This window comes from Rathayibacter sp. SD072, assembly GCF_017355185.1.
Classification (GTDB): domain Bacteria; phylum Actinomycetota; class Actinomycetes; order Actinomycetales; family Microbacteriaceae; genus Rathayibacter.
Genome location: NZ_JADILJ010000004.1, coordinates 107,503 through 128,260, shown reverse-complemented (window position 1 = coordinate 128,260; position 20,758 = coordinate 107,503). Strand labels below are relative to the sequence as shown.

Genomic DNA, 20,758 nt, shown 5'->3' with positions numbered 1-20,758 from the left:
CCCGTCACCGCCCGCCGCTGATCACCAGGGAGCGAGCCGACGCGGACGCTGCTCCGGGCGGCCGATCGCCTGCGCCGACGCACCGAGCCCTTCCGGCTCCCGGGCGTGCGACCGAGAAGCACGCGCGACCCGACCGGAACACGCCCCATCGCGCAAGCGGCACCAGCCATGCTCGACCCGAGCCGGATCCGTGCCCAGCCTCTCCTGCGGCAGGAAGCACGCGCAGCCTCGGCGGAGCGTGCCCCGCCGGGAGGGCGAAGAGCAGGGGGCGGAATTCAGGCCCGGCGTCGGAGCTTGCGGCGCTCGCGCTCGGACAGCCCGCCCCAGATGCCGAAGCGCTCGTCGTTCTCGAGCGCGTACTCGAGGCACTGGGAGCGCACCTCGCAGGATGTGCAGATCTTCTTCGCGTCGCGGGTGGAGCCGCCCTTCTCGGGGAAGAACGCCTCGGGGTCGGTCTGCGCGCAGAGCGAGTCGGCCTGCCAGGAGAGGGCACCGCCGGGCGCCTCGCTCTCCGTGACGATGCCGGGGCGGACGCCGGGCACACCCAGGCGGACCGGGTCGACGAACCAGTCATCGGGCACTCCCGCGCGTCCTGCCGCTCCGGGGAGACGGTCTGCTGCGGCGGCGTGGTCCGCTTCGGAGAAACGGTCCGCTCCGCCGACGCTGTCGGGAATCGCCATGCCGTCTCCTACCCCGCCGGTACCGATGAACGGCGACCCGCTCCTCCCGGAGGCGCCGCCCACGTAATTACATCGGTGTCATTCGCTGAGGTCAAGTCGCAGACTGTAAACCCTCAACAACCCGTGGAGGGTTCACGACACTCCGGCGTGTCGCAAGCGTGACGCCGGAGTGCCGTCGGTCAGGAGGTCGCCGCGCTCCGCGCACTCCAGGCGCTCTCGACCATGTCGGAGAGCGAGTGGCGCATCTCCCAGCCGAGGTCGCGCGCCGCGCGCTCCCCCGACGCGACGATGCGCGGCGGGTCGCCCGGACGGCGGGGAGCGGTCTCGGGCTCGAAGGCGATGCCGGTGGTCTCAGCGATCGCGCGCATGATCTCGCCGACCGAGGCGCCGTCGCCGCTGCCCAGGTTGTAGACCGGCTCGATCGGCTCGCCGGCCGCCAGGCGGCGGGCCGCGGCGACGTGGGCGAGGGCGAGGTCGGCCACGTGGATGTAGTCGCGCACGCACGTCCCGTCGGGCGTGGGGTAGTCGGTGCCGTTGATGCGCGGCGTGCGCCCGGCCAGCAGCGCCTCGAAGACGAGGGGGAAGAGGTTGTGCGGGCTCGTGTCGTACACGTCCGGGTAGCCCGAGCCGACGACGTTGAAGTAGCGGAGGGAGGCGTGCCGCACGCCCCGGGCGCGTCCCGCGTCGGCGAGCAGCCACTCGCCGATCAGCTTCGTCTCGCCGTAGGGCGACTCCGGGCTCTTGGGGGTCTCCTCGGTGACCAGCTCGACGTCGACCGCTCCGTAGACGGCGGCGCTGGAGGAGAACACGATCGAGGACACGCCCGCGCGCTCCATCGCCGCGAGGACCCGGAGGGTCGCGGTCACGTTCTGCTCGTACGTGTGCAGCGGCCGCTGCACCGAGACGCCCGCGTACTTGAAGCCCGCGACGTGCACGACCCCCTCGATGTCGTTCTCGGCGAAGGCGCGGTCGAGCAGCGCCTCGTCGAGGATCGAGCCGCGGTAGAAGGGGATGCCCTCGGGCACGAACGAGGCGTGGCCCGACGAGAGGTCGTCGATGACGACGGGGTCGATGCCCTGCTCGGAGAAGGCCCGGACGACGTGCGCCCCGATGTACCCGGCTCCTCCGGTGACCAGCCATGCCATGTGCGTCCTCCTCGTGATCCACGTCGGCCATCGACGTCAGCGCTCGGCGCCGTCGCTACCCTATCGGCGCGGTACGACGGCACCGCACTGGCAGGAACGTGACGCCGAGCGCTATCCTGCCGCCGTGCTCCACTCCGTCGCCCTCGTCGCCCTGCCCGGTTTCGCCCCGTTCGAGTTCGGGGTCGTCTGCGAGGTCTTCGGGATCGACCGGAGCGAGCAGGGCGGGCCGAGCTTCGAGTTCCGGGTCGTCACCGCCGATCCCGGTCCGGTCCCCACGAGCCTCGGCCTGGACACGATCGTGCTCGACGGCCTCGACGCGGCCGAGAGCGCCGACCTGATCGCGATCCCGGCCCTCCCGCTCGGCCCCGTCGACGAGCGCGTCCTGGCGCTGCTGCGCCGCGCTCACGAGCGGGGGGCGTGGATCCTGAGCGTCTGCAGCGGGGCGTTCGTGCTCGCCCAGGCGGGACTGCTCGACGGCCGGCGTGCGACGACCCACTGGATGCACGCGCAGGAGCTCGCCGAGCGCTTCCCCGCGGTCCGGGTCGATCCCGACGTCCTCTTCGTGCAGGAGGGGCGGATCGTCACCAGTGCCGGCACGGCCGCGGGCATCGACGCGTGCCTGCACATCGTCCGGGAGGAGTGCGGAGCCGCCGCCGCGAACGTCGTGGCGCGGCGCATGGTCGTGCCGCCGCAGCGCCACGGAGGGCAGGCCCAGTACATCCGCACCCCCGTCCCCGAGGTGCGGGCCGACTCCTTCGCCGAGGTCACGGAGTGGATGCTCGACAACCTCGACCAGGAGCTCTCGGTCGAGACGCTCGCCCGGCGGGCACTGATGTCGCCCCGGACCTTCGCACGGCGGTTCCGCGCCGACCTCGGCACGACTCCGCTCGCCTGGCTCAACCGGCAGCGGCTCCTGCGCGCCCAGCAGCTGCTCGAGGAGTCGGACCTGACCCTCGAGACCATCGCCGGACGCGTCGGCTTCGGCACCGCCGCCGTCATGCGGCACCACTTCGTGCGGGTGCTGCAGACGACGCCGGCCGCGTACCGGCGGACCTTCGCCTGCGCCGCGGCGTCCTGACGCGCGCCGCCGCCGGGGTCGCGCGTCCTACAGCGTCGCGACGAAGAGCGTGCCCGTGCCGGTCGCCGAGAGGCCGCCCTCGGACGGAGTGACGAAGACGCTGGCGCCGCGCTCGACGCGCGCCTCCCCCTCCGCCCCGCGCAGCAGGAAGCCGCCCGAGGTCGCGATCGCGATGGCCGGCCCGGTGAGGGCCAGCTCGACGGCGGCTTCCGAGACGGGCTCGATGACGGCGAGCACGAAGTCCGGCACGTCGGGGCGGTAGATCCGGAGTCCGGGAGCGGCGTCCTCGGCGGCGAGGTAGGGCACCGGCAGCGGCGAGAACTCGAGCACGTCCAGGAGCTCGGGCACGTCGATGTGCTTGGGGGTGAGCCCGCCCCGCAGCACGTTGTCGGACGCCGCCATCAGCTCGACCCCCGTGCCGTGCAGATACGCGTGGATGTTGCCCGCGGGGAGGTAGAGCACCTCGCCGTGGGAGAGTCGCACGCGGTTCAGCAGGAGCGAGAGGACGATCCCCGGATCGCCCGGGTAGCTGTCGGCGAGGTCGCCCACGGTGCGGAGCTCGAGCCGCTCGTCGCCGTCGGCCGCGCGGACGACGGCGTCGACGAGCGCAGCCACCTCGGCGCGGTCGCCGTCGGCGAGGAGCCAGGACACGGCGCCGCGGAGGACCTGCTCGGCCTCGCCGTCGAGGGTCGCGGCGAACGCGCGGATCGCGTCGGCGCCGGCGCCCGGCAGACGGGCGGCGAGCTCCGCGAGCAGCGAGCGCGTGCTCTCGGGATCGCGGAAGCCGCACAGAGCGTCGAAGCTCCCGCTCAGCGCGTAGATCAGCTCGGGCTTGTGGAACGGGTCCTTGTAGTTGCGGTCCGCGGCGTCGCGCGCGATGCCCGCCTCGTCCTCCTCGACGAAACGGCGCTGCGCGGTCTCGGCCGAGGGGTGCGCCTGGAGCGAGAGAGGAGCGCCGGCGGCGAGGATCTTCAGGAGGAACGGCAGCCGGGGCTCGCCCGAGACCGGGTCGACCGAGCCCTGCACTCCGGCGAGCGCCGCCTCGGGCTCCCGGGCGATGAAGTCGGCGAGGGTGCGGGCGCCGACCCGGTCCGGCTCGAGGATCCTCGACGGCGATCCGGCGTGTGCACCGAGCCACAGCTCCGCCTCCGGGCCGCCCGAGGCCGGCGTGCCGAGCGCGTCGGAGATGCCGGTGGAGGAGCCCCAGGCGTAGTCGCGGGGGGTGTTGCCGATCGGGATGAACACGGGGCGGGCCTTTCCGTCCGGGGAGCAGTGGGAGCCGCGCCGTCCGGACCCTGCCGGGGCCGCTCCGCTGCGACGGTAGCAGGATCCACAACGGCGACCGCTGGTCGCGGGCACCGGGTTGGCGCTCCCCTCCACGGTTCGTGCCCCGACGGCGTGGTCTTCGTACGCTGGCGGGAGCCGCGTCGCCGCCGCTGGAGCACAGGGGCGGCCCGGCTCGAGCGAGGGAGCGACGGAGCACATGGACAGCACGATCTTCGAGACGTTGGCCGCCGACTTCTACGGGTTCGCGGGGAGCCTCTCCCCCGCCGAGAAGGAGCTCCTCGCGGGCATGCGCTCCTTCCTCGAGGAGCAGGTGCGCCCGATCGCCGACGACTACTGGGAGCGCGCCGAGTTCCCCCGCCACCTGGTGCCCGGCATCCACGCCACCGGCGCGATCGGACTGTCGTGGCCCGGCACCCGGGCGATCGAGAACTCCGCGGTCTTCCGCGGCTGGGTGGCGCTGGAGTTCGGTCGGGTCGACGCGGGCATCGCGACCTACGTCGGCGTGCAGAACGGGCTCGTGATGGGCACGGTCCAGGTGACGGGCTCGGACGAGCAGCGCGCGGAATGGCTGCCGAAGCTCGCGTCGGGCGAGGTGATCGGAGCCTTCGGGCTGACCGAGCCGCAGTCCGGCTCCGACTCCGCTCAGGGCCTGCGGACGACGGCGCGGCGGGAGGGCGACGAGTGGGTCCTCGACGGGGAGAAGCGCTGGATCGGCAACGCGACGTTCAGCGACATCACCGTGATCTGGGCCAAGGACGTCGCCGATCAGCAGGTGAAGGGGTTCCTGGTCCCGACCTCGACGCCGGGCTACCGTGCCACCGCGATCGCCCGCAAGCAGAGCCTGCGCACGATCCAGAACGCCGACATCGTGCTCGAGGGCGTGCGGGTCCCGGAGTCGCTCCGCCTGCAGAACGCGAACTCGTTCCGCGACACCGCGAAGGTGCTGCGCCTGACGCGCGCCGAGGTGGCGTGGCAGGCGATCGGAGTCGCGATCGGCGCCTACGACGCGGCACTGCGCTACGCCCGCGAGCGCGTCCAGTTCGGCAAGCCGCTGGTCGGCCACCAGCTCGTGCAGGACCTGCTCGTCAAGAGCATCGGCAACATCACCGCCAGCATCGCTCTGGCGACGCGGGTGTCCGAGATGCTCGACGCGGGCGAGCAGCGCGACGAGCACTCCGCCCTCGCCAAGGCCTACACGACGGCGCGGATGCGGGAGACGGTCGCCTGGTGCCGCGAGGTGATGGGCGGCAACGGCATCGTCCTCGACTACGGAGTCGCCCGCTTCTTCGCCGACGCGGAGGCGCTCTACTCCTACGAGGGCACCCGCGAGATGAACACTCTCATCGTCGGCCGCGCCATCACCGGGACGGCGGCGTTCGTCTGATCCGCAGTTGCGCGGCCCCTCTCTAGACTGATCGCCATGATCCGTCGTGCCGCGCCCTCCGCTCCCCGGGTGCTCGCGGTCGCCGTGCTGACGGTCCTGATCTCCGGGCAGGCCCTGCGGAACCTGGCCGGGTGGTGGGGCTGGGGCCTCGTCGTCGGCGCTCTCCTCGTCGCGGTCGTCGTCGTCGTCGTGCGCGAGCGGCCGAGGCTGCTCTGGAGCCGCACGCCCAAGTCGCTCCTCGCGTTCCTGTGCCTCGTCGTCCTGTCGCTGCTCTGGTCCGCGTACCCCGGTGCGAGCGCGATCGGTGTGACCGCCCAGCTCGCCACGACCTTCGGAGGCGTCGCCCTCGGGCTCCTGCTCGGCACCGGCGCCTTCGTCACCGCGCTCGGGCGAGCCCTGCGGATCACGGTCGGCCTCTCCCTCCTCTTCGAGCTGGTGATCGCCCTCGTCGTGCGGCAGAGCGTGCTCCCCCTCGTCATCGACCTCCCGGCGAGCGGCCGGATCCCGGACGCCTTCTACTGGTCGCAGGCCGCCCTGTTCACGGGCGAACCGATCCAGGGGATCGTGGGCAACCGCAATCTGCTGGGGTTCGCGGCCCTGCTCGGCCTGGTCGTGGTGCTCCTCGAGCTCGCAGCGCGAACCGTTCGGCGGCGCTGGGGCGTAGTCTGGGCGCTGGTCTTCGCCGCGACCCTGCTGCTCACCCGCTCGTCGACCGTGCTGCTCTGCGCCGTCGCCGTCGCCCTCGCCGCGGCCTTCGCGCTGTGGGCCCGCCGCCGCGGCGAGGACCGGCGCCGGCCGGTGTACCTCACCGCAGCGGCAGTCGGAGCGGTGCTCGTCGTCGGTCTGCTCGCGGGCCGTGGCGCGCTCCTCGCCCTCCTGGGCAAGAGCGAGGACGCGACCGGCCGCCTCGACATCTGGAGCGCGGTCGCGGCCCTCGCCGCCGAGCGCCCGGTGCTCGGCTGGGGCTGGGTCAGCTACTGGGCGCCCTGGGCCGCGCCGTTCGACACGCTCGCCGAGCGCAAGGGCGTCCTCTACCTGCAGGCCCACAACGCCGCGCTCGACGTCTGGTTCCAGCTGGGCGCCGTCGGTCTCGTGCTCTTCACGGCCCTCGTCGTCTCGACGCTCTGGCGCTCCTGGTTCCGCGCCGTCGACCGGCCCCGCCGCAGCGCCGTCGCCGCGCTCCCCTACTCCGCCCTCACCCTCGCTCCGCTCCTGATCGTCGTCGCCCTGCTCGCGCAGTCGCTGGCCGAGAGCCGTGTGCTGATCGAGAGCGGCTGGCTCCTGCTCGTCGCCCTCGCCGTGCTGACGAAGCAGCCCGCGAACGAGGCGGAGGAGGCCCTGGCGGCCGATCCCGTCCCCCTCGCCGGCGAGCGCGCAGGGCGATGACGGGCCGGCGTCCGTCCGCTCTCCCGCCGTACCTGTCGGACGCGGTGGCCTCGCCGCAGTTCGCGGCCGCCCTCGCCCAGTCCACCCTCGTGGTGGTGCTCTGCGCGCCCGCCGTCCGCGGGGTGATCGGCTGGCCGGGCTACATCGCGGCCATCGCCACGCTGACCGTCCTCGCTGCGGCGATGATCGTCCTGCGCCGCGGGATGCTCGACTGGGAGGGGCTGCTGCCGACCAGCATCCTCGTGTTCCTGGGGTGGATCGCGCTGAGCGTCCTCTGGAGCGGGTACCAGTGGTCGACGGTCTCGGGTGTCGTCTACCAGCTCGCGCTCGCGTTCCTGGCCGTCGCGATCGGAGTGACCCGCGACATCATCCAGATCATCCGCTCGGTCGGCGACGTCCTGCGCTTCGTGCTGATCGCCTCCGTCGCCGTCGAGGTGGTGGCGGGCGTGCTGATCGACCGGCCGCTGCGCTTCCTCGGCGTCGAGGGCCAGCTCGCGGTCGGCGGTCCGATCCAGGGCCTCGTCGGCACCCGGAACCAGCTCGGACTGGTCTGCCTGCTCGCCGTGGTGACCTTCGCGGTCGAGCTGATGACCCGCTCCGTCGCGCGCGGCCCGGCGATCGCCTCCCTCGCCCTCGCCGTCGTCACCCTGCTCTTCACCCGGTCGGCCGTGAGCGCCGGCGTGCTCGTGGTCGCCGCCGTCGTCGCCCTCGCGCTGCGCTGGGTGCGGCGCGGAGACAGCGAGCACCGGCGGAGCCGGCAGTACGCCACCCTCGGAGTCGCGATCGCCGCCGCTCTCGCCGCCTGGATCTTCCGCTCGCGGATCATCGCCGTGCTCAACGCGGGCAGCGAGTTCGAGTTCCGGCTCACCCTGTGGCAGCAGGTGTGGCGCTTCACCGACCTCGATCCGCTGATCGGCTGGGGCTGGGTCGGCTACTGGCGCACCGACATGTACCCCTTCAACGCCATCGACTACCTCTCGGGCCGACCGCACTCGTCGAGCCTGAACGCCCTGTTCGACCTCGCCCTGCAGGTCGGCGTGGTCGGCGCCGCGCTCTTCGTGGCGCTCGTCGGGCTCGCACTGTGGCGGTCCTGGCTGATCGCGTCCGAGCGCAAGGCGGTCGTGCACGTGTGGCCGGTGATGGTGCTCACGGTGCTGGTCGTCACCGGACTCGCCGAGAGCTCGATCCTGCTGGACGCGGGCTGGCTGCTCGTCGTCGTCTGCGCCATGCGCGCCGCGCAGGGGCTCAGCTGGCGGCGCCTCCTGCACCCGCGCGACTGATCCGGCGGCGCCGGGATCCCCGGCGGACGCGCCGTCCCTCCGCCACGGCGCGGAACACCTCGAGGTGCTCCCGACGGCAGCGCTCCCAGTCGAAGCGGGCGGCCCGGGCCAGGCCCAGCGGAGCGAGCTCCTCGCGTCGGGCGATCGCCTCGAGGATCCCGTCGGCGATCGAGCGCGGATCGAGCGGATCGACGTAGACGGCGGCGTCCCCGCAGATCTCGGGCAGGGATCCGGCATCGCCTGCCGCGACCGGGCATCCGGACGCCATCGCCTCGATCGGCGGGAAGCCGAAGCCCTCGTAGAGGCTGGGGAACGCGAGCACCGCCGCCCGCCGGTACAGCTCGGCGAGCTCCTCGGGATCGACGTGGCCGCGCCACTCCACGAAGTCGGGCAGCTCGCCCAGGCGGTCGAGGTCCCCACCGGTCAGCACGAGGCGCAGGTCGTGTCCGTCGGCGCGCAGCAGCCGCATCGCCTCGAACAGCCGCGCGTGGTTCTTGTGCGGCCACGCGCGCGCCGGGAAGAAGACGAAGTCGTCGCGCTCGCCGAGGTTCGCCCGGAACCGCGAGGTGTCCACGCCCAGGTGCGAGACGTGCACCCGCTCCTCCGGGATCCCGAGCAGCTCGACGATGCGGCTCTTGGTGAAGGCGCTGATCGTGATGACCGCGTCGGCGCGGCGGGCCGTCGCCTCGTAGGCGACGCGGCGGAACACGCGCTCGACGCGGGGGAAGAGCTCGGGGAGGTCGCGGTGCTGGAGGTCGAACAGCATCTGCACGTGGCCCTGGCGCCGCGAGGGCCACGGCAGCGGGACCGTGAACGGGAAGTAGAGGATCTCGTCACGATCCAGCCGCCGCCTCAGCCGCACGGTGCGCGCGAGCGCCTGCAGCATGCCGATCGCCCGTCGGCGGTGCCCCGCTCCGCTGATGACTCCGTCCGCGACCTGCTCCGGGACGCCCTCGCTGAAGCCGCGCGCGTTCTCGGGCACCAGCACGCGCACGCGAAGTCCCTCCTCGCCGGGACGCGGCACCAGGAGGCGCGTCAGCGCGCGGGCGTAGGTCTCCCCGCCGCCCATCCCGCCCGGGTCGACGGTGAGCACGGCGAGCGTGACGGGGAGCGGTTCCGGCATGGCGTCCAATCGTGTCCGAGACGGGTCAGGATACCGGCGCGCGGGGCCGCCCCGCCGGTCCCGATCCGGACGGCGCGGGGGGCGGTGGGTAGTATGTAGCCCGCTGTCATCGACCCACGACGAAACGGACCACCACGTGCCCCGCGCTTTGATCACCGGAATCACCGGCCAGGACGGCCTCTACCTCGCCGAGCTGCTGCTCTCGAAGGGCTACGAGGTCTTCGGCCTGGTCCGCGGGCAGAACAACCCGAAGTACGAGCTCGTGCGCCGGGTCGTGCCCGAGGTGACGCTGCTCACCGGTGACCTCACCGACGTCTCGAGCCTCGTCCGCGTGCTCGCCGTCGCCCAGCCCGACGAGGTCTACAACCTCGGCGCCATCTCCTTCGTCGCGTACTCGTGGGAGAACGCGTCACTCACGTCCGACGTGACCGGCAAGGGCGTGCTCAACATCCTCGAGGCGACCCGCCTCTACGCCGGCGACGACATGTCGCGCGTGAAGTTCTACCAGGCGTCCTCGTCCGAGATGTTCGGCAAGGTCCAGCAGGTGCCCCAGCGCGAGGAGACCCTCCTCTGGCCGCGCTCGCCCTACGGCGTCGCCAAGGTGTTCGGTCACTACATGACCATCAACTACCGCGAGTCCTACGGCATGCACGCCTCGTCGGGCATCCTGTTCAATCACGAGTCGCCCCGCCGCGGCCCGGAGTTCGTGACCCGCAAGATCAGCCTCGCGGTCGCCCGCATCAAGCTCGGCCTCCAGGAGACCCTCGAGCTCGGCAACCTCGACGCCAAGCGCGACTGGGGCTTCGCCGGCGACTACGTCGACGCGATGTGGCGCATGCTGCAGCAGCCCGAGGGCGACGACTACGTCGTCGCGACCGGCGAGACCCACGAGATCCGCGAGTACCTCGACATCGCCTTCCAGCACGTCGGCATCGACGACTGGACCCCCTACGTCACGCAGAACCCCGCGTTCATGCGCCCCGCCGAGGTCGACCTGCTCATCGGCGACCCGTCGAAGGCCCGCGACGTCCTCGGCTGGGAGCCCAAGGTCTCCTTCCCCGAGCTGGTCGCGATGATGGTCGAGAACGACCTCGTCGAGCAGACGGCGCTGATCAAGTAGTCATGCCCTCCGCTCTCGTCACCGGGGCGAGCGGGCAGGACGGGGGCTACCTCGTCGAGCGCCTGCTCGCGGACGGCTGGGACGTCACCGCGCTCGTGCGCGGTGACGACTCCGGTCTCCCGGCCGCCGTCCGCTCCCTCGAGGGCGATCTCCGTGACGCCGCCGGCCTCGGCCGCGTCGTCGCGGAGGCGGCGCCGGACACGATCTTCCACCTGGCCGGGCTCTCCTCCGTGGCGCTGTCCTGGCAGGAGCCGGTTCGGACCGCCGAGGTCACCGGCACGGCCGTCGCCGCGCTCCTCGAGGCGGCGCTGTCGCTCCAGGAGTCGACCGGCCGGGAGGTCCGCTTCGTGCAGGCCTCCTCCAGCGAGATCTTCGGGGCCGCGGTGGAGAACCCGCAGACGGAGTCGACGCCGATCCGCCCCGTGTCGCCCTACGGCGCGGCGAAGGCGTTCGCGCACCTGCTCGTGGGCGTCTACCGCGGTCGCGGGCTGCACGCCTCCTCCGGCATCCTCTACAACCACGAGTCGCCGCGTCGGCCAGAGGCCTTCGTCACGCGCAAGATCACCGCGGGTGTCGCGGCGATCGCTGCGGGCACCGCGACCGAGCTGTCCCTCGGCAACCTCGACGTCCGCCGCGACTGGGGCTGGGCTCCCGACTACGTCGACGCCCTCGTCCGCGCGTCGCGGGCCGACGACGCGGGCGACTACGTCGTGGCGACGGGAGTCGCGCACTCCGTCCGCGAGTTCGTCGCCGCCGCCTTCACCGCCGCCGGCATCGACGACTGGGAGCGCCTCGTCGTCCTCGATCCGCGGTTCGCCCGCCCCGTGGACGCCCCCGAGATGCGCGGCGACGCCTCCCGCGCCCGCGACGTCCTCGGCTGGCGGCCGACCGTCGCCTTCGAGGAGATCGTGGCCCGGATGGTCGCGCACGACCTCGACCTCGTCCGGCGCGCGAGCTGAGTCACCGGGCGTCCGACTCCCGCCTCTCCCGGGGCTCCGAGCGGACGGAACCGTACAATGATCCCGCTGCCGCCACGGCAGTGCTATGGCTGGGAGACCGATGAGCACCAACAAGTCGACGATCACGCGCGCGGCCGACCGCGTCGACGCGATCGCGCAGGAGCCGTTCCACCAGAGCGGCACCCAGCCGGGCACGAACCGCGCGAGCGGCTTCGTCTCGTCGCTCCTCGACATCTTCCGCCACCGCGAGCTGCTGAAGCTCCTGGTGAACCGCGAGCTCAAGGCGCGCTACAAGGACTCGAGCCTCGGCTTCGTCTGGACGCTCATCCGCCCGCTCGTCATGCTGATGATCTACTACGTGGCGATCGGCCAGTTCCTGGGCGCCGCCCGCGGGATCCCCGTCTTCGCGATCTTCGTGTTCTGCGGTCTGACGCTGTGGAACCTCTTCAGCGAGATCGTCGCGACCGGCACCACCTCGATCCTCGCCAACGCGGGCCTGATCAAGAAGGTCTACCTGCCGCGCGAGATCTTCCCGGTCGCCACCATCGGAGCGGCGCTCTTCAACTTCGCGGTGCAGTTCCTGGTGCTGATCATCGGGGCCGCGGCGCTCGGCGCTCTCGAGATCAGCTGGCAGCTGCTCTTCATCTTCCCGGCCCTCGCGGTGACGCTCGTCTACGGGCTCGCCCTGGCGCTCGCCCTCTCGGCGCTGAACGTCTACCTCCGCGACATCCAGTTCCTGGTCGAGGTGGGCCTGCTCATCTTCTTCTGGCTCTCGCCCATCACCTACGCGTGGTCCTTCGTCGTCGAGACCGTCCCGCCGTGGCTCGAGCAGATCTACCTGCTCAACCCCATGACCAACGCGATCCTGGCCTTCCAGCGCGCCATCTGGGGTCCCGGCTCGCGCGAGACCATGGTCGAGCAGACCGATGGCACCGTCCGGGCCGTCGCCGGCCAGCCCTGGCCCGCCGACATGGCCCTCCACCTCTTCCTCGTCTTCCTCGTCGGGCTCGTGCTGGTGTGGGTCTCGCACCGCATCTTCCGCCGCCTCGAGGGCAACTTCGCCCAGGAGATCTGATCCCATGACTCTCGAATCCGAGATCTCCGTGCCCGACTCCGTGGCGATGCCCACGATCATCCGGGTGCAGAACGCGTCCAAGCGGTTCGTCATCCGCAAGGACAAGAGCCTCAAGGAGCGCGTCGTCAATTTCGGCCGGGGCAAGCAGCACCGCGACGACTTCTGGGCGCTCAAGGACATCGACCTCGAGATCCCCCTGGGCTCGACCGTCGGGCTCATCGGTGCGAACGGCTCGGGCAAGAGCACGCTGCTCAAGCTCATCGGCGGCATCATCCAGCCCACGACCGGGACGGTCGAGCGCCGCGGCCGCCTCGCCGCGCTCCTCGAGCTCGGCGCCGGATTCCACCCCGACCTCACCGGGCGCGAGAACGTCTTCCTGAACGGCGCGATCCTCGGACTCTCCCGCAAGGAGCTGGAGGACAAGTTCGACTCGATCGTCGACTTCTCGGAGATCGCCGACTTCATCGACACCCAGGTCAAGTTCTACTCGTCCGGCATGTACGTCCGGCTCGCCTTCGCCATCGCGATCCACACCGACCCCGACCTCCTGCTGGTCGACGAGGTGCTGGCCGTCGGCGACGAGCCGTTCCAGCGCAAGTGCATGGACCGCATCCGTGCGTTCCAGCGCGCCGGCAAGACGATCGTGCTGGTCACCCACTCCCTCGAGCAGGTCGGCGAGCTCTGCGATCGTGCGATCGTGCTCCAGCACGGCGCGGTCATCTACGACGGCGAGACCGCCCGCGGCCTCGAGGTCCTCCGCAACGGCTTCGAGAACTCGCGGCAGGAGCGCGTCGAGCGCGAGACCGCCGAGGCCATCGTCGAGGCCGAGGAGACCGGTGAGGAGCCCGAGCAGATCCAGCCGGGCGAGATCGTGGGCATCGAGCTGGAGGGCGGCACCGTCGAGGACGGCAACCGCACGCTGCGCCCCGGCGACGACCTGCGCGTGCACGTCACCCTGCGACCCCTGACCAGCACACCGCTCGAGCGCTGGTTCGTGGGCATGGGCGTCGACACGCCCATGGGGCAGATCGTCTTCGGCACCAACACGATGCGCCTCGGCTTCGAGCACCCCCCGCTGACCGAGGAGACGACGATCACGTTCGACCTCCCCGACATCCGCTTCGGCGGCGGAACCTACGCCGTGCACGCGTCGGCATCGACCCTCGGGAACGGCGAGTTCACCCGCGTGCCCGTGGGCGCGAGGTTCACCGTGGAGCGCAGCGACAAGCGCGTCGGCCTGGTGAGCGTCGCCGCCTCGGCGACCGTGAACGGGGTCACGAAGGCGTGAGCCGCCGCGTGCGCGTGCGCATCGACGCGACTCCGCTCGCTGCGGGGGCGATGACCGGCGTGGGCCATGTCCTCCTCGAGACGGTCCGCGCGCTGGGCGACCCCCGCTTCGCGGAGCGGATCGACCTCGCGCTGTTCGTGCCCCGCTCGGAGCGGGCCGCGGTCGAGCGGGTCGTGCCGGCCGGGACCCGGGTGATCGGGGTGCCGCTCCCCCGCCGTGTGCTCGGCGTCCTGACCCGCACCCCGATCCCGCTCGATCTGCTCGTGGGCCGCGGCGTGTACTTCTTCCCCAACTTCCGCAACTGGGCTCTCACCGCCCGCTCGGCGGGCATCACCTTCGTGCACGACGCGTGCTTCGCCGTCGCACCCGAGCTGGTGCCGGAACCGCGCCGCTCCCTCCTCGCCGCGCGGATGCCGGGCTGGCTGGCGCGCTCGCACCTCGTGGCGACCGGCACGCCCTCGGCCGCCGCTGAGATCGCCGGGAGCCTCGGGATCCCCGAGGACCGCCTCCGCGTGCTGCCGACGACCGTCGACACCCGCGTCTTCCGGCCGAGGCGGGAGGCGGAGGTGCACGCCGTGACCCAGCGGCTCGGGCTCTCCCGCTACCTGCTCTTCGTCGGCTCGATCGAGCCCCGCAAGAACGTCGCGGAGCTCGTCCGCGCCTACGCCGCGGCCGAGCGCCCCGCCGGGCACACCCTGCTGCTCGTCGGCGGCACGTCCTGGGAGGCGGAGGACGTGCACCGGGCCGTGCGCGACGCGGTCGCCGCAGGGGCCGACGTGCGGTTCCCCGACTCCTTCGTCGAGGACGAGGAGATGCCCGCTCTGATGACCGGCGCCGACGCGCTGGCGCTCGTCTCGCACCACGAGGGCTTCGGTCTGCCCGCCCTCGAGGCCGTCGCGACCGGCACTCCGGTCGTGGTCTCCGACATCCCCGGCATCCGGGACGCCCTCCGCGGCAACGAGCACGCGGCCGTCTTCGTCGAGCCCGGCGACCGGCGGGGTCTCGTCAGCGCTCTGGAGCAGGCCGTGAACGACCCCCGGCGGGTGCGAGCCGAGGCGATCCGGCCGTGGACCGACGCGGCCGAGGCGCTGGTGGGCGCCGCTGAGGACCTCAGCGCAGGCCGACCGACGGCTCGGCGCCGCTGATCAGGACGCGACGACCGCGCGCGTTCCCGTCAGGAAGTCCCAGAGTGCGTCGGCGTACTCGGCCCACGACGAGTTGTCCCGGGTGAGGGCCTCCGTGCGCAGTCGCTCGAGGAGCTCGTCGTCCGTGAGCAGCGCGCGCATGCCGCGGGCGATGTCGTCGTCGTCGCGCGAGTCCACGAGTACGGCCCCGCCCTGCGACGCGATCTCGGCCATGCTGCCGAAGCGCGCCGTCACGACGGGGGTGCCGACGGCGAGGGACTCGGCGACCGGCAGGCCGAAGCCCTCGTTGAGCGAGGGGAAGACGGTGAAGCGCGCCAGTCTGTACGCGCTCCAGAGGAGCTCGTCGGTGATCGCGGAGTGCGACGAGACCGGTCGCCCGTCGTTCTGCAGCTCGGCCAGGCGGACCTGGAACTCCTCGCTGTTCCAGGCGTTGCCGCCGACGAACACCAGTGCGAACCGCTGCCCCTCGCGCCAGAGGAGCTCCGCCGCGTGCAGCACGGCCAGGTGGTTCTTGCGCGGCTCATGGCTTCCGACGCACACGACGAGCGGCAGATCCTCCGAGAGCAGGTCGGCCCGGGCCCGGAGGAGCCCCTCCTGATCGACGACGCCGGCCTCGGAGGGCAGGATCACCTCGCGGATCTCGGGGCCGGTGCGGCCGACCCCGCGGAGCATCTCGCGCCAGCCGCCGTACTCGATCGCCGCGGCCTCCGAGATCGTCGCGACCCGGTCCATGTGGCTGACCGCCACGAGGGTGCGCGAGAACGCGGCGCTGATGCCGATGTGCGCGGTCTCCGCCGTGGTCAGGGGAACGCAGTCGAAGCCGATCGTCGAGGTCGCGTTGCCGCTGAACTCGGCCAGCGCGGCGATGCGCGACGTGCGCTCGTCCTCGGTCGCGAGCTCCGGGAGGATGTAGCGCGAGCGCCACGGCACGAGGATCTCGGCAGCCGGGTCGGCCTTCGCATCCGGGAGCGTGCCGTACAGGGCGTTGCGGCGCAGGGCCGGATCGAGCTCGCGGAGCGTGCGGCCCGCGCCGTCCCAGCCCACGAGGACGATCTGGTGGCGCTGGACCCACTCCGCGATCGTCTTGCGGACGACGCGCTGGATGCCGGTGGCGAGCCCGGTGCGCGCGGTGTGGTGCACGTCCACGACGACGGCTCCCGAGACCACGCGGACTCGGGGCGTGCGCAGGCGGTTGAGGACGAAGCCGTTCGCCCGGCTGCCGATGAGGGAGCGGACGAGGGCGCGGGGCCCGTCGAGCCGGACGAGGCGGAGCGCGTCGACCACCTCGTCGCGCACGGGCAGGGCGCCGGTGAGGACGGAGAGCGTGAGCCACACCTCGTCGCTGCCGGGCTCGGCGAGCGCATCGGCGAGCTGGTGGACGAGACCGTCGGCGTCGGCGGCCGGAGCGATCTCGGGCGCCAGTGCCTCCAGCAGCACGCTCATGCGATCCACGGCGAGTGCATCACGCATCGACGTCCTCCTTCGTGATGACGGAGCGGGCGGCTCCCCGACCGTCGGGGACGAGCGCGTCCCACAGCTCCTGCGCGTAGTCGTCCCAGGTGCGGACCGGTCGAGCGAGAGCCTCGGCACGGAGCTGCTCGATGCGCTCGTCGGAGTCGAGCAGCTCGCGCATCGCGGCGAGCAGCGCGTCGTCGTCGCCGGGGTCGACGGTCACGCAGCCTCCGTCGCGGGCGATCTCGACCAGCGAGCCGTGATCGGACGTGATGACGGGCACCCCCAGGGCGAGAGCCTCCGCGACGGGCAGTCCGTAGCCCTCGTGCGTGGAGGGGAACACGAGGAAGCGCGCGTTCTCGTAGGAGGCGATCAGCTTGTCGTCGCTCGCCCCGCGCCACAGCTCGACGGTGCGGCCGCGGTTCTGCGCCTCGCGGATGCGGACGTCGAAGACCTTCGTCGACCAGTCGTTGCCGTTGCCGATGAAGCGCAGCGTGAACACCTTCCCCTCGCGCCACAGGCGCTCGGCCGCGTGCAGCACGGCGAGGTGGTTCTTGCGCGGCTCGGTGCTGCCGACGGCCAGCACGAGCGGACCGACGACCGACGGGGCGATCGACGCGTCGACCGAGTTAGGGCGGTCGACGGGGAGGGCCACGGTGCTGATGCGGGGCCCGACCAGGCCCTGGGCGGGCAGGGCGTGGGCGAAGCCCTCGAACTCGGCGGACGCCGACTCGCTGATGCCCGCGACGCGATCGGCGTGCTTCACGATCGAGAGGTAGTTCACGAAGCGGGCGGTCTCGACACCGGGGACCGTATCGGCGCTCACCACGGGGATCGCGTCGTAGCCGATGAGGCCGACGGAGTTGCCCGAGTGCGCGGCGAGCGACGCGTAGGGCCCGCACAGGTTGAACCCGGGGACCTCCGGGATCAGCACGGTGGAGCGGAACGGCACGACGAAGCGCACCTGGTCCGGATCGCCGTCCTGCCAGGGCTTGGAGCGGCTCACCTCGTAGTCCACGACGCGCTCGAGCTCGACGGGGCTCAGACGGCGCATGGCCATCGAGCCGTTGACCCAGGCGACCGGCAGGACGTCCTTGTCGCCGTGCCAGCGCCTCATCGTGTTGCGCACCACCCGCTGGATGCCGGTCTGGTGGGCGTGGCGCGCGCAGAAGTCGACGTCGGCGACCACGGCACCGGTGACGATCTCGACCGTCGATCCGAGATCGGCGTAGCCGGTGGTCGCGCGGGCGCCCGCCGCGAGGAAGACGCGGATCGCCTCGTCCGGCTCGCAGAGCTCGAGGGAGCGGCGGAACCAGAGGAAGAAGTGCTCGACGGGCATGACCGCGAGGAACGCGGCGAGCGCGAGCCACGTGATGTCGTCCGAGGCCCGGCGCTTGGTCTCGCGCGCGATGGCGTCCAGGAGCGGCCCCGGCCCGCGGCCGCGGAGAGCCTCGCGACGGCGCTCATCCTCGATGACGAACGGAGCGAGCTGGTCGAGGCGCTGCTGGAGGAACGCCCGTCGGTCCGCTCGGGTCGACTGCTCCGCCATCAGGCGCGGCGGCCGAGTCGACGGGAGACGTACCGGGCGGTGTGGCCGACGGCACCGCCGACGCCGAGCTGGGAGGCGCGGATCTGGAACAGCCGGACGGCGCGCAGGGGCTTCGTCACCCGCCAGGACAGGGTCGATTCGAACGGGGCCGCAGCGACCACTCCCCCGACGTGCATGTGCTGGAGCCACTCGTCGAGGGGGTCGTTCAGCAGCGCGTCGAGGCGCTCCCGCAGCTCCTCCACCGTCTCGTCCTGCGACCAGGCGGCGGTCGCGGAGTCGGATGCTGCGGGGACGTCGTCCCCGCGGGGCGGCTCGTTCTCGGTCACGTCAGGCACCCGTCCATATTAGGTGGACGTCGTGGAGCCGTTCGACTCGAGGGACACGCTCTCGAACAGCTCCCGGTACTGGGCCACCACGGTCTCACGGGAGTAGAGCTCCTCGGCGATGCGGGCGCCCTCGACGCGGTCGAGGCCGTCCTCGCGGATGCTCTCGAGGGCGCGGGTGATCGCCTGCGCGTCCCGACGGGGCACGATCCGACCGAAGCCCGTGCGCTGGACCGGAGTGCGCACGCCGGGCAGATCGGAGGCGATCGCCGGCGCACCGGCGCGCATCGCCTCCACCTGCACGATGCCGAACGCCTCGAGAGCGTTGATCGAGGGGAGGGCGAAGACGTCGAGCGACGCGTAGAAGTCGGGGATGCTCTCCTCCGCGACGAACCCGAGGACGCTGATCCGGTCGTCGCCGCCGATGCGCCGGCGCACCTCCTCGATCACGCTCCCTCCCGCCACCGCGGCGAAGTCGCCCCCGATCAGCAGGCGGGCGTCCGGGTCGTCGAGGGCGCGGAAGCCGTCGACGAGGTAGCCGATCCCCTTCTCCTCGACGATGCGCCCGAGGAAGCCGACGTGCAGCCCGGCGCCGGTGCGGAAGGCCGCGGAGCCGCCGGTGCGGTCGCGGGTGGGCGGTGGGATCTCCTCGAGGCGTCCGCGCTGGAGGGTCGCCGCCAGACGCGAACGGCTCGCGTAGTCGAGCGTGGTGACGATCGTCGCGGCCGACAGCCGGATCGCCGCCCGGCAGGACGCGTCCATCGCGGCCATCTGGAAGCGGTCGAACGCGCCGGCGCCGAGGGTGACGTCGCAGTGGTAGGTCGAGACCACCGGGGTGCCCGTCCGGACGACCGCGGTGATCACTCCGGACTCGAGCATCGGGAGGTGCATGTTCACCACGCGGCTGCGCCGCGCGTAGCGCGCGGCGACGACGGGGAACGAGGCCGAGAGCAGTCCCTTGCCGATACGGACCTGGACGGCGCACCGGCGCACCTCGACGCCGGCGATGACCTCTTGCGAGGGCAGGGAGTCGTCGTGCTTCTGCGCGACGACGGCCACGCGCACGCCCTCCGCCGCGAGCGACTCCGCCACCATGCGGACGACGTCCGTCAGTCCGCTGACGTAGGGGGCGTAGTAGTTGACGACGAAGAGGACGTCGATGTCGCGGTCGGGACGGGGCACGCCGCTCCTTTCGGTGTCTGGTCGGGATCCGACGGGACGGGGGTCACCGCGGGCGGTGCCGCCGTGCGATCGCCTCGATCCGGAGGAGGTGCAGGGCTCCCGCGAGAACCGATCCGACGGCGAGCGGGAGTACCGAGCGTACGACATCGTCCACGGGGAGCAGCAGGGCGAGCGCCCCGGCGGCGGCGCCGATCAGCCAGTGCGCCGAGAGCGCGGCGTGGTCGCCGAGCGCGGCGAGACCGTCGGAGGCGACGAGGGCGACCAGGAGCAGCGAGACGGCGGCCGCGATCGCGCCGATCCCGACGGCGTCCGGCGCGGCGACGGCGGGGAAGGCCACCGACATGACCCACGGGCCCAGCAGCGAGGCGGTCGCGACGACGAGCACGGCGACGACCGAGGCTGCGCCCACGGCGACCGCGACGACGCGCCGGGCCCGCGGACCGTCCCCGTCGCGCAGCGCCCCCGCGACCAGCGGCAGGTACATCGACTGGAGCGACTGGTACACGAAGATCGGGATCCGGGCGAGCGTCACCGTGGACAGGACGGCGCCCGCGAGTGCGCCCGGGGAGAGGGCGGCGGCGAGCAGCGGCGGCGAGTTGAGCAGGAGCTGCAGGACGATGGTCCCGAGGACGAGCCGGGACAGCCCGTGGCGCACCTCGGCGCCGGTCGGAGTGCGCACGGCGTCGACCTGCGCACCCCGCTCCCCCCTGAGCGCCAGCAGCGCCGGGACCGCCGACGCCGCGGCGGCGACGGCGACGAGACCGGCGAACGCCGCCGTCTCGGGCAGGAGCAGCGCGACCAGGAGCGCGAGGAGGATCCGCGCGACGCCCTCCGATCCCACGACCACCCCGTAGAGCGCGCGACGGCCGGTCCCGGCGAGGAGCCCCCGCACCGAGAACTGCACGGCGTAGCCCGCGTAGCTGAGCACGAGCGCGCCGAACAGGACCAAGGACCGGGAGGAGAAGCCCACCAGGACCGCCCAGAGCCCCGCGCTCACGACGCCGGCGAGCAGGGCGAGCACGAGGCCGCGCCGCAGCATCGAGCCGACGACCGTCGACGCCGGCCCGGCGAGCCTGCCCGTGCTGACGAGCCGCGACGTCTCCTGCTCGAGCGGGAGGAAGACGCCGAGCGCCACGATCACGGTCATCGACCAGAAGACCGAGAACTCGGAGTAGGCGGACGCCTCGGCCGTGGCGGCCACGATCAGGACCAGCGCGTACGTCGCCGCTCCGGCCACGGCGGCCCCGGCGAGCAGGACGAGCGCCGTCGTCCGGGACGGTTCCGGAGCACGACGAGACATCC

The 20,758-nt window shown here is 72.4% G+C and carries 18 protein-coding genes; 9 read left to right on the top strand and 9 right to left on the bottom strand.

Features of this window, described 5'->3' with window-relative positions:
* Nucleotides 1-275: 275 nt before the first annotated feature.
* Together IOC53_RS03095 and galE are read right to left on the bottom strand one after the other, a co-directional pair.
* Nucleotides 276-680 (bottom strand): WhiB family transcriptional regulator, encoded by a 405-nt coding sequence (locus tag IOC53_RS03095; RefSeq protein WP_278249995.1) that lies wholly within the window; start codon nt 678-680, stop codon nt 276-278.
* Between the two features lie 179 nt (nt 681-859).
* Nucleotides 860-1,825 (bottom strand): UDP-glucose 4-epimerase GalE, encoded by a 966-nt coding sequence (gene galE, locus IOC53_RS03090; RefSeq protein WP_207402915.1) that lies wholly within the window; start codon nt 1,823-1,825, stop codon nt 860-862.
* 124 nt (nt 1,826-1,949) lie between these two features.
* Between galE and IOC53_RS03085 the strand changes: the two genes are divergently transcribed.
* Nucleotides 1,950-2,903: a GlxA family transcriptional regulator gene (locus IOC53_RS03085; RefSeq protein WP_207402914.1), complete on the top strand. Its 954-nt coding sequence runs from the start codon at nt 1,950-1,952 to the stop codon at nt 2,901-2,903.
* A 27-nt stretch (nt 2,904-2,930) separates the two neighbouring features.
* On the opposite strand, the gene manA is transcribed toward IOC53_RS03085, so the two are convergent.
* A complete protein-coding gene (gene manA / locus IOC53_RS03080; RefSeq protein WP_207402913.1) occupies nt 2,931-4,148 on the bottom strand; it encodes a mannose-6-phosphate isomerase, class I in 1,218 nt (405 codons plus the stop codon).
* A 238-nt stretch (nt 4,149-4,386) separates the two neighbouring features.
* Here manA and IOC53_RS03075 point away from each other — a divergent pair, with 238 nt between their 5' ends.
* Genes IOC53_RS03075 through IOC53_RS03065 form a run of 3 tightly spaced genes read left to right on the top strand, consistent with a single transcriptional unit; the run spans nt 4,387 to nt 8,240 of the window.
* Nucleotides 4,387-5,574 carry an acyl-CoA dehydrogenase family protein gene (locus IOC53_RS03075; protein WP_207402912.1) on the top strand — a complete coding sequence of 396 codons (1,188 nt, stop codon included), beginning with the start codon at nt 4,387-4,389 and terminating at the stop codon, nt 5,572-5,574.
* A 36-nt stretch (nt 5,575-5,610) separates the two neighbouring features.
* Nucleotides 5,611-6,960, top strand: coding sequence for an O-antigen ligase (locus IOC53_RS03070; RefSeq protein ID WP_207402911.1), 1,350 nt, complete (start codon nt 5,611-5,613; stop codon nt 6,958-6,960).
* Nucleotides 6,957-8,240 carry an O-antigen ligase gene (locus IOC53_RS03065; RefSeq protein ID WP_207402910.1) on the top strand — a complete coding sequence of 428 codons (1,284 nt, stop codon included), beginning with the start codon at nt 6,957-6,959 and terminating at the stop codon, nt 8,238-8,240. The genes IOC53_RS03070 and IOC53_RS03065 overlap by 4 nt, the downstream gene beginning before the upstream one ends.
* On the opposite strand, the gene IOC53_RS03060 is transcribed toward IOC53_RS03065, so the two are convergent.
* A complete protein-coding gene (locus IOC53_RS03060; RefSeq protein WP_207402909.1) occupies nt 8,206-9,363 on the bottom strand; it encodes a glycosyltransferase family 1 protein in 1,158 nt (385 codons plus the stop codon). The genes IOC53_RS03065 and IOC53_RS03060 overlap by 35 nt on opposite strands.
* Nucleotides 9,364-9,499: 136 nt before the next feature.
* Between IOC53_RS03060 and IOC53_RS03055 the strand changes: the two genes are divergently transcribed.
* The 5 genes from IOC53_RS03055 (at nt 9,500) to IOC53_RS19385 (ending at nt 14,950) form a co-directional block, all read left to right on the top strand.
* On the top strand, nt 9,500-10,483 hold the full coding sequence (locus tag IOC53_RS03055; protein ID WP_307786049.1) for a GDP-mannose 4,6-dehydratase: 984 nt from the start codon (nt 9,500-9,502) through the stop codon (nt 10,481-10,483).
* 2 nt (nt 10,484-10,485) lie between these two features.
* On the top strand, nt 10,486-11,442 hold the full coding sequence (locus IOC53_RS03050) for a GDP-mannose 4,6-dehydratase (protein ID WP_207402907.1): 957 nt from the start codon (nt 10,486-10,488) through the stop codon (nt 11,440-11,442).
* A gap of 100 nt (nt 11,443-11,542) precedes the next feature.
* Nucleotides 11,543-12,517 carry an ABC transporter permease gene (locus IOC53_RS03045; protein WP_207402906.1) on the top strand — a complete coding sequence of 325 codons (975 nt, stop codon included), beginning with the start codon at nt 11,543-11,545 and terminating at the stop codon, nt 12,515-12,517.
* Between the two features lie 4 nt (nt 12,518-12,521).
* Nucleotides 12,522-13,805, top strand: coding sequence for an ABC transporter ATP-binding protein (locus tag IOC53_RS03040; protein WP_242682821.1), 1,284 nt, complete (start codon nt 12,522-12,524; stop codon nt 13,803-13,805).
* Nucleotides 13,802-14,950: a glycosyltransferase family 1 protein gene (locus IOC53_RS19385; RefSeq protein ID WP_207402905.1), complete on the top strand. Its 1,149-nt coding sequence runs from the start codon at nt 13,802-13,804 to the stop codon at nt 14,948-14,950. Before IOC53_RS03040 ends, IOC53_RS19385 begins: the two co-directional genes overlap by 4 nt.
* Here the strand turns inward: IOC53_RS19385 and IOC53_RS03030 are convergent, their stop codons facing one another.
* Genes IOC53_RS03030 through IOC53_RS03010 form a run of 5 tightly spaced genes read right to left on the bottom strand, consistent with a single transcriptional unit; the run spans nt 14,951 to nt 20,756 of the window.
* Complete coding sequence (locus IOC53_RS03030; RefSeq protein WP_207402904.1) at nt 14,951-16,420, bottom strand: glycosyltransferase family 1 protein; 1,470 nt, start codon at nt 16,418-16,420, stop codon at nt 14,951-14,953.
* Nucleotides 16,413-17,951, bottom strand: coding sequence for a glycosyltransferase family 1 protein (locus IOC53_RS03025; RefSeq protein WP_207402903.1), 1,539 nt, complete (start codon nt 17,949-17,951; stop codon nt 16,413-16,415). Before IOC53_RS03025 ends, IOC53_RS03030 begins: the two co-directional genes overlap by 8 nt.
* Entirely contained in the window at nt 17,951-18,286 is a 336-nt protein-coding gene (locus tag IOC53_RS03020) for a hypothetical protein (protein ID WP_207402902.1), read from the bottom strand. The genes IOC53_RS03025 and IOC53_RS03020 overlap by 1 nt, the downstream gene beginning before the upstream one ends.
* A 9-nt stretch (nt 18,287-18,295) precedes the next feature.
* A complete protein-coding gene (locus IOC53_RS03015) occupies nt 18,296-19,456 on the bottom strand; it encodes a glycosyltransferase family 4 protein (protein ID WP_307786048.1) in 1,161 nt (386 codons plus the stop codon).
* 43 nt (nt 19,457-19,499) lie between these two features.
* Nucleotides 19,500-20,756, bottom strand: coding sequence for a hypothetical protein (locus IOC53_RS03010; protein ID WP_207402900.1), 1,257 nt, complete (start codon nt 20,754-20,756; stop codon nt 19,500-19,502).
* Between the last annotated feature and the right edge of the window lie 2 nt (nt 20,757-20,758).

Bases quoted from the DNA above. Each gene is read 5' to 3' on its own strand.
- IOC53_RS03025 (WP_207402903.1), bottom strand. From the start codon at position 17,951: ATGGCGGAGCAGTCGACCCGAGCGGACCGACGGGCGTTCCTCCAGCAG.
- IOC53_RS03095 (WP_278249995.1), bottom strand. From the start codon at position 680: ATGGCGATTCCCGACAGCGTCGGCGGAGCGGACCGTTTCTCCGAAGCG.
- IOC53_RS03070 (WP_207402911.1), top strand. From the start codon at position 5,611: ATGATCCGTCGTGCCGCGCCCTCCGCTCCCCGGGTGCTCGCGGTCGCC.
- galE (WP_207402915.1), bottom strand. From the start codon at position 1,825: ATGGCATGGCTGGTCACCGGAGGAGCCGGGTACATCGGGGCGCACGTC.
- IOC53_RS03040 (WP_242682821.1), top strand. From the start codon at position 12,522: ATGACTCTCGAATCCGAGATCTCCGTGCCCGACTCCGTGGCGATGCCC.
- IOC53_RS03050 (WP_207402907.1), top strand. From the start codon at position 10,486: ATGCCCTCCGCTCTCGTCACCGGGGCGAGCGGGCAGGACGGGGGCTAC.
- IOC53_RS03060 (WP_207402909.1), bottom strand. From the start codon at position 9,363: ATGCCGGAACCGCTCCCCGTCACGCTCGCCGTGCTCACCGTCGACCCG.
- IOC53_RS03065 (WP_207402910.1), top strand. From the start codon at position 6,957: ATGACGGGCCGGCGTCCGTCCGCTCTCCCGCCGTACCTGTCGGACGCG.
- IOC53_RS03030 (WP_207402904.1), bottom strand. From the start codon at position 16,420: ATGCGTGATGCACTCGCCGTGGATCGCATGAGCGTGCTGCTGGAGGCA.
- IOC53_RS03075 (WP_207402912.1), top strand. From the start codon at position 4,387: ATGGACAGCACGATCTTCGAGACGTTGGCCGCCGACTTCTACGGGTTC.
- IOC53_RS03010 (WP_207402900.1), bottom strand. From the start codon at position 20,756: ATGTCTCGTCGTGCTCCGGAACCGTCCCGGACGACGGCGCTCGTCCTG.
- IOC53_RS03045 (WP_207402906.1), top strand. From the start codon at position 11,543: ATGAGCACCAACAAGTCGACGATCACGCGCGCGGCCGACCGCGTCGAC.